Annotated in this window: 6 protein-coding genes and 1 pseudogene; 2 read left to right on the top strand and 5 right to left on the bottom strand. The window is 71.8% G+C overall.

All coding sequences use genetic code 11. The annotated features are described in order from the left end of the window. Positions 1-194: pseudogene (locus tag ACWGSR_RS23880) on the bottom strand (2,4-dienoyl-CoA reductase); the annotation flags it as partial. A 230-nt stretch (positions 195-424) separates the two neighbouring features. Here ACWGSR_RS23880 and ACWGSR_RS23875 point away from each other — a divergent pair. Beyond that, positions 425-1,030, top strand: a complete 606-nt coding sequence (locus tag ACWGSR_RS23875) for a TetR/AcrR family transcriptional regulator (RefSeq protein WP_453568806.1) — start codon at positions 425-427, stop codon at positions 1,028-1,030. Between the two features lie 47 nt (positions 1,031-1,077). On the opposite strand, the gene ACWGSR_RS23870 is transcribed toward ACWGSR_RS23875, so the two are convergent. Together ACWGSR_RS23870 and ACWGSR_RS23865 are read right to left on the bottom strand one after the other, a co-directional pair. Further along, positions 1,078-1,725: a histidine phosphatase family protein gene (locus ACWGSR_RS23870; protein ID WP_453568804.1), complete on the bottom strand. Its 648-nt coding sequence runs from the start codon at positions 1,723-1,725 to the stop codon at positions 1,078-1,080. A gap of 17 nt (positions 1,726-1,742) precedes the next feature. Beyond that, on the bottom strand, positions 1,743-2,813 hold the full coding sequence (locus ACWGSR_RS23865) for a phosphotransferase family protein (protein ID WP_453568802.1): 1,071 nt from the start codon (positions 2,811-2,813) through the stop codon (positions 1,743-1,745). A gap of 1,537 nt (positions 2,814-4,350) precedes the next feature. On the opposite strand from ACWGSR_RS23865, the gene ACWGSR_RS23860 reads away from it, so the two are divergent. Beyond that, positions 4,351-4,716 (top strand): S24 family peptidase, encoded by a 366-nt coding sequence (locus tag ACWGSR_RS23860; protein ID WP_453568800.1) that lies wholly within the window; start codon positions 4,351-4,353, stop codon positions 4,714-4,716. Positions 4,717-4,825: 109 nt separating this feature from the next. Here ACWGSR_RS23860 and ACWGSR_RS23855 read toward each other — a convergent pair whose 3' ends face one another. Together ACWGSR_RS23855 and ACWGSR_RS23850 are read right to left on the bottom strand one after the other, a co-directional pair. Further along, the gene (locus ACWGSR_RS23855; RefSeq protein WP_376572375.1) at positions 4,826-4,900 is read right to left on the bottom strand and encodes a barstar family protein; all 75 of its coding nucleotides are present in this window, start codon (positions 4,898-4,900) and stop codon (positions 4,826-4,828) included. A 37-nt stretch (positions 4,901-4,937) separates the two neighbouring features. Next, the gene (locus ACWGSR_RS23850; protein WP_453568798.1) at positions 4,938-6,113 is read right to left on the bottom strand and encodes a DNA gyrase subunit B; all 1,176 of its coding nucleotides are present in this window, start codon (positions 6,111-6,113) and stop codon (positions 4,938-4,940) included. Positions 6,114-6,164 lie beyond the last annotated feature (51 nt).

The raw sequence follows: 6,164 nt of genomic DNA, 5'->3' as shown, positions 1-6,164 counted from the left end.
AAACCGGCCTCTTCGGCGCGTCGCGCGGTCACGGCGTACCGCGTGACGGTCTCCTCGATCTGCCGCGGGGTCATGGCGGTCGGGCGGCCGAAGCGCCCGCTGTGCCTGCCCAGGCTGACGCCGATGTCGGACGGGCCCCACACCACGCCGGGCATGTCGGAGGCCACCTGGCGGCCGGGATGGTTGATCTGCATCCACACCGCACCGCCCCCGGACTTGGCGGCCTTCGCCCACGCGGCGAAGGGCTTCAGGGGCGAGCGCTCGTCGAGTTGGCCAGCACCTGACCGGAGCGGAGGAGCAGTGGCGAGAACAACTCGCCGGTCATCCCGTTTCCCTCTTCCTCGTGGATCATTTAAGATGTATGCGCCATTTACATCGGAGTGGTGGGTGAGCGGTGGACACATCGGGAGAGTGAGCGCGACGCATGTCACGGAACAGCACGTACCATCACGGTGATCTGCGGGCCGCCTGCCTGCGGGCGGCGCGGGAGCTCCTGGAGGAGGACGGCAGCGCGGGCCTGTCGCTGCGCGCGGTCGCCCGGCGCGCCGGGGTGTCGGCGACGGCCCCCTACCGCCACTACGCGGACCGCGAGGCACTCGTCTCCGCGGTCGCCGCGGAGGGGTACCGCGAACTCGCCGAGGACCTGACGGCGGCTCACCCCTCCCCGTCGACGCCGGACGACCTGGCCGCCGTGGCGGTGGCCTACGTGCGGTTCGCCCTGGAGCACCCGGCCCTGTTCCGGGCGATGTTCGCCGAGCCCTGCGACCCGACGAGCGAGGAGCGGGTCGCCGCGACCGCCGCCATCTCCGCGTACGTCCACGGCATCGTCCGCGACGCCTTCCCCGGCGTCGACGACCCCGACGCCCTGTCGACCACGGTGTGGGCCCTCGTCCACGGCCTCGCCTTCCTGCACCTCGACGGCAAGCTCGACACCTCCACGCCCGAGGCCGTCGCCGATCGGGTCCGGGCGTCCGTGTTCGCCCTGTTCGCCGTCTCTCCCGCGATCCAGGGGGCGGTCACGGCCGGCTGACGCACAGGGACGGAGGCGCTCCGCGCGGACGCGGCCGGGCGGCGGCCTCACCGGTAGGTGAGCATCCGGCGCCGGTCCCCGGCGAAATGGGCGTGCTCGTTGAAGGTCAGCAGAGTGGTCCCGGAGCCTCCCACCGCCAGGGTGGTGACGGAGGCGTTGACCACCACGCGATGGAGCGCGACCACCCCTTCGCGCGGCAGCGACAGCAGCGCGCCGCACACCGCGGCGAGCAGGCCGGCCGAGGTGAACACGACCGCGTCCCGTCCCCGGCCGAGCGTGGCGGACAGCTCGGCCAGGGCGGCCCGCGCGCCTTCGGCGAACGCCGTCCAGGTTCCGCCCCCGGCGGGATCGGGGTCCCCCATCCATCCCGCCAGGGCGTGATCGAGCAGGTCCTGCACGGACCGTTCCCCGTCGGGCGGTGGAGCGTAGCGGTCCAGCAGGGCGAGGTGGTCGTACTCGTTCCAGCGTGCGTCCCGGTGGAGCGGCCCGTGGAATCCGGCCGCTTCGGCGGCGATGCGGGCCGTGTCGCGCTGGCGGTTCAGGGTGCCGGCGACGAGACGCGGATCGCGCAGTCCGCGGCGGGCGAGTTCCTGGCCGACGGCGGAGGCCTGAGCGCGGCCGAGGTCGGACAGGACGTCGTAGTTCCTCGCGGCGCCGGACGCCTGGCCGTGGCGGACGAGACAGATGAGAGGCATGGGGGTACTCCGGCTTGTCAGCCGCCACTGACGCGGCGGATGGTGGAGCGGCAGCGGTGCTCCAGGTGGTTGACGGCCGGCCAGAGGTTGCGGAAGGCCGGGTTGCGGGTCTGCTTGTGGTGGTAGCGGTGGTAGATCTGCTGGGCGATCACCGCGAGCCGGAACAGGCCGAAGGTCTCGTAGAAGGGCCAGTCGCCGGCGGACAGGCCCGTCCGGTCGCAGTACCGCTCGACGATCTCGGCCCGGGTGAGCATGCCGGGCAGGTGGCTGGGCCGGCGGCACATCGCCCGGGCCATGGGGCCGTCGTCGGCCTGCACCCAGTACGCGAGGGCGCTGCCGAGGTCCATCAGCGGATCCCCCAGGGTCGACAGCTCCCAGTCCAGGACACCGGTGACCCGGAGACTCTTCTCGTCGAGCACGGGATTGTCCAGGCGCCAGTCGTTGTGGACGACGCGGAGGCCGACGTCGTCGGGCTGATGCTCGGCGAGCCGGGCCGTCGCGCGCCGGAAGCTCGGCGTGTTCCAGGTGCGGGCCCGGTCGTAGCGGCGGGTCCAGCCCTCCACCTGCCGGCGGACGTACCCCGCTCCCCTGCCGAGCCCGGCGAGACCGGCCGCCGCGGGATCGACCCGGTGCAGGTCGGCGAGCGTGTCGACGAAGGTCTCCGACAGCGCCCGCACCCTGCCGGGCGGCAGGTCCATGCCGCGTGGCAACCTGCCGCGCAGGACGATTCCGGGCACCTTGTCCATGACGTAGAAGTCGGTGCCGATGACGGAGGGGTCCCGGCACAGCGCCCGGACCTCGGGAACGAGCGGGAAGAGGGGCTTCAGCGCCTCCTGGACGCGGTACTCACGGGCCACGTCGTGCGCGGAGCCGGCCTTCTCGACCGCCGGCGGACGGCGCAGGATCAGCTCCTTCCCGGGATGCGGGTAGCTCAGCAGGTACGTGAGGTTTGACGCGCCGCCCGTGAACTGGACGACGTCGGGAGCGGGGCCCGAGAGACCGTCCACGTGCCGCTCCAGCCAGGCGTGTACGCCGTCGACGTCGAAGGCGTCCTCCGCGCGGACCGCGCTCCGGCCGGTGTCGTTCATCGGCTCCCCCGGGTGATCGGCGCCCTGCTCCCCGGGCTCATGCCGCCCTTCTCCGCTCCTGCGGGTGGCCGGTTCCGAGCTGTGCGGCGGTGCGCCGCCACTTCTTCGCGGCCTGCGCGTCCGCCACGCGCGGGAACAGTCGCTTGAGGCACAGGGCGCGCCGGTCCGTGGAGGGGAGGACGAGGAAGTGTCCCTTGTCGACCGCGTGGACGATCGGCGACGAGCACGCGCCTGCTCACCCCGCCTCCCGGGTGCGGTACCGGCCGAGTTCGGCCCGGGCCACGACGCCGAGGTGCACCTCGTCGGGGCCGTCGCGGAGGCGTGCGGGAAGTCGTCGGACGGGCCCGTGCCGTAAGTGCCGTCGGGAAGGAACGGGTTCCACAGCTCTGCGGTCTTCGCCCCGGCCTCCAGCTCGTCGACCACCGACGGGACGGACGCCCGGCGGTCCTCCTGGTCCCGCGGTGCGGCAAGGAAGTCCCGCTCGCGCGGCAGGACGCGCGACGCCACGAATCCGCTGACGCGGTCGAGGTACTCGCGTGTCTTGGGCGAGTGTCCGAATTCCATGCACTTCCCATCCTGTCGAGCATTGCTCAGTAATCGAGCCGATGTGCGAGCCGGGCGTGTCCGCCTTTCCCGTGCCGGTGCGCGGCCGACGGCAGACCGTTCCGCGGCCGGGCAGCCGGTGCGGCGGGCACGGCCTCCCGCGGCCCACGACGCCCGACCGGCCGGGGTGCGGCCGGTCGGGGTGCGGCCGGTCGGGGTACGGCCGGTCGGGGTACGACAGCCGTCCTCGAAGACCCGCGGCGCCCGTTCGTGACGTCTCGTGGACGGATCGCGTGGCGAGCGGGCGCGGGCCGATACCGATCAGTCGCGTCCGGGCGTCCTTCCGTCCCCATCGCATACCGACCGGTACGGATCCTCGGCCATGGCCGCCGACCCTAGCTTGTCGAGCATTGCTCGACAAGCTGCCGGACACCGCTCGGCCGAACCCGGAATCCCCGCCCCCGCGCGGCGGATCCGAGCGGCTCATCCGATGTTGACACCGCTCACTCCGGCGACTAATGTACACGTCGCACACATCGAGCGCGCCGGTCATCCTCGTCCCACCGAGCCCACCCCCGAACCCTGAACCGACGCCGCGACGCGCACCGCCCACCCCTCACGCGCTCCAACCTCCGGCCTCCGGCCTCCGGACAGACCGTCAGCACTCAGTGAGGTGGACGCGGCTACCGCCCCGACCGGGAACTCGACTGGCGCGCCGCGACCGCCACCCTCTGGAAGGACCTTCACGGGTGGCCCCGCAGCGGGGTCATGGGCATCGCCTGACGGTCACGCCGGCGACACCGTTCGCCCGCAGCTCAGCCGGCGCCGGCACCTGGAGTCCCTGCCGTGGGACACAGCCCCCGGCTTCCCGGTCCGGATCGGCCCGGGCATTGGACAAGCCCTGGTGTCACATCGGACGACGTCCGCCTCTCATGGGCGGAGATGGAGAAGTAAATCGGTGGGTCGCCGGAGGGGAATCTGTCACGATCACCGGATGGGTGCATTGGATGCGGTGGCAGGCAGGGTCGCCGGCGGGGCCACCGTGGCGTTCCGGCCCAGCGGTTCCTCGATGGTCCCGCTGATACGCAGTCGGCAGCAGGTGGTCGTCGCTCCGGCCGATCCGTCGAAGGTGGAAGCCGGGGACATCGTCCTCGCCCGCGTCGCCGGTACGGTCTACCTGCACTTGGTGTCGTCCGTGGACCACTCCAGGAAGCGCGTGCAGATCAGCAACAACCGTGGCCGCGTCAACGGCTGGACCAGCCACGACCGCGTCTTCGGCATCTGTGTGGCGGTCGACGGCGTCCCCCGGTCAGGAGTCGCCGGCAAGACGCTCACGGCCGATTCCGACGACTCCTCCTGAGCAAGGCGTTCCAGCGGCGATGGCAGGGGTTTCGCGGTCGCCCCCGGACACGGGGGCGACTCCCGCACACTGGGGCGGCCCCCGGACACTGGGGCGACTCCCGGCTCATTCACGACGAACGGTCCCACAAGGCATTCAGGTCGGCTCCGTAGTACGGGCCGAAACCCAGTGCGCGGGCGAGAATCCCGTGCGGGTCGGCCTCGGTCCGTACGGTCGTTCCGTCAATGTCCGCCCTCGTGCGACCGCTTCCTCAGGATCCGGCCGATGATGGCTGCGGCCTGTTCCGGGTGTCTCTCCAGCCATGTGCCGAGGTGTGCTCGTACGGTCTCGGCGACGCCGGTCCGTACCCCGGCGCCTTCCAGCGTTCCGAGGGTGGCGCCCGAGAACTCGGGTCGGTCCAGTTTCACCGATACGACCGCCGTCAGGCCGTCGCTGATACGGTCCACGCCGAGATCGGGGGTCGCCTCCGCCAGAAGGCACCGCTCCCTCGCGTACGTGTTGATCGCGGCCGCCAGTCCGTCTCGGAATCCCACTGTGTGCGTGCCGCCTTGGGGTGTGGGCGCGCTGTTGGCGTAGCTGCGGAGTCGCGCTTCGTGGGTGTCGTTCCATCGCAGGGCCACCTCGATGGTCCCGGCGATCCGCGGGTCTTCCTGCTCGAAGCCGATGACGTCCGGGTGCACAGAGGTTCCCGCCCCCGCGTCGAGGAAGGCGACGAAGTCCCGAGCTCCGCCCGGAAACAGGAACCGGGTTGATCGGGGTTCGCTCGGAGGGCGTTCGTCGGTCAGCGAGATGTCCAGGCGCCGGTTGAGGAAGGCCAGTTCCCTGAAGCGTTCCGCCAGTGCCGTGAACGAGTGTTCCGTCGCCTCGAAGATGTCGGTGTCGGGCCAGAAGGTGATGGTGGTCCCGCTCCCGGTGGTCGATCCCGCGCCGACGGGTGGGGCGAGCGCGACACCGCGCGCGTACTCCTGGACCCAGTGGACTCCTGCGCGCCGCACCTGAGCCGTCAGGCGGCTCGACAGGGCGTTGGTCACGCAGGGGCCGGTGCCGAACAGGCTCGTGGCCACAGCGTGGCGGCCGCCCGGTTCCGCCCCGGGGTGCATACGGGTCAGGAGGGCTTCGAGGCCGGGAGCTCCGGTGTCCCCGGCGGCCTCGACAGGCACGCCCGGCCCGTCGTCCGCGACGCGTACACCACCGTCCGGCGTAAGAGTGACCTCGACGGCACCGGCACGGCCGGCCAGGACTTCGTTCACCGCGCGGCCGGCAACGTCGAACACCATCTGGCGCAAGCCGCGCTCGCCGACCGAGCCGACGTACATCCCGGGCCGCTTCCGAACGGCTTCCAACCCCTCCAGCACCTCGATGCGGCCGGCCTCGTACAGGTTGGCGTCGTCACTCATGAAGTCCTCCCCCGGTGGTGTCCTCAGTGGAGCACCAGCCTAGGCGGAACC

The sequence above is a fragment of the Streptomyces sp. NPDC055632 genome (assembly GCF_053618675.1).
Note: the sequence above shows the minus strand (reverse complement) of the source record. Positions and strands in the feature narration are given on the sequence as shown.

Excerpts from the sequence above, each read along its gene's own strand:
- ACWGSR_RS23865 (WP_453568802.1), bottom strand. The coding sequence starts at position 2,813 with ATGAACGACACCGGCCGGAGCGCGGTCCGCGCGGAGGACGCCTTCGAC.
- ACWGSR_RS23850 (WP_453568798.1), bottom strand. The coding sequence starts at position 6,113 with ATGAGTGACGACGCCAACCTGTACGAGGCCGGCCGCATCGAGGTGCTG.
- ACWGSR_RS23860 (WP_453568800.1), top strand. The coding sequence starts at position 4,351 with ATGGGTGCATTGGATGCGGTGGCAGGCAGGGTCGCCGGCGGGGCCACC.
- ACWGSR_RS23875 (WP_453568806.1), top strand. The coding sequence starts at position 425 with ATGTCACGGAACAGCACGTACCATCACGGTGATCTGCGGGCCGCCTGC.
- ACWGSR_RS23870 (WP_453568804.1), bottom strand. The coding sequence starts at position 1,725 with ATGCCTCTCATCTGTCTCGTCCGCCACGGCCAGGCGTCCGGCGCCGCG.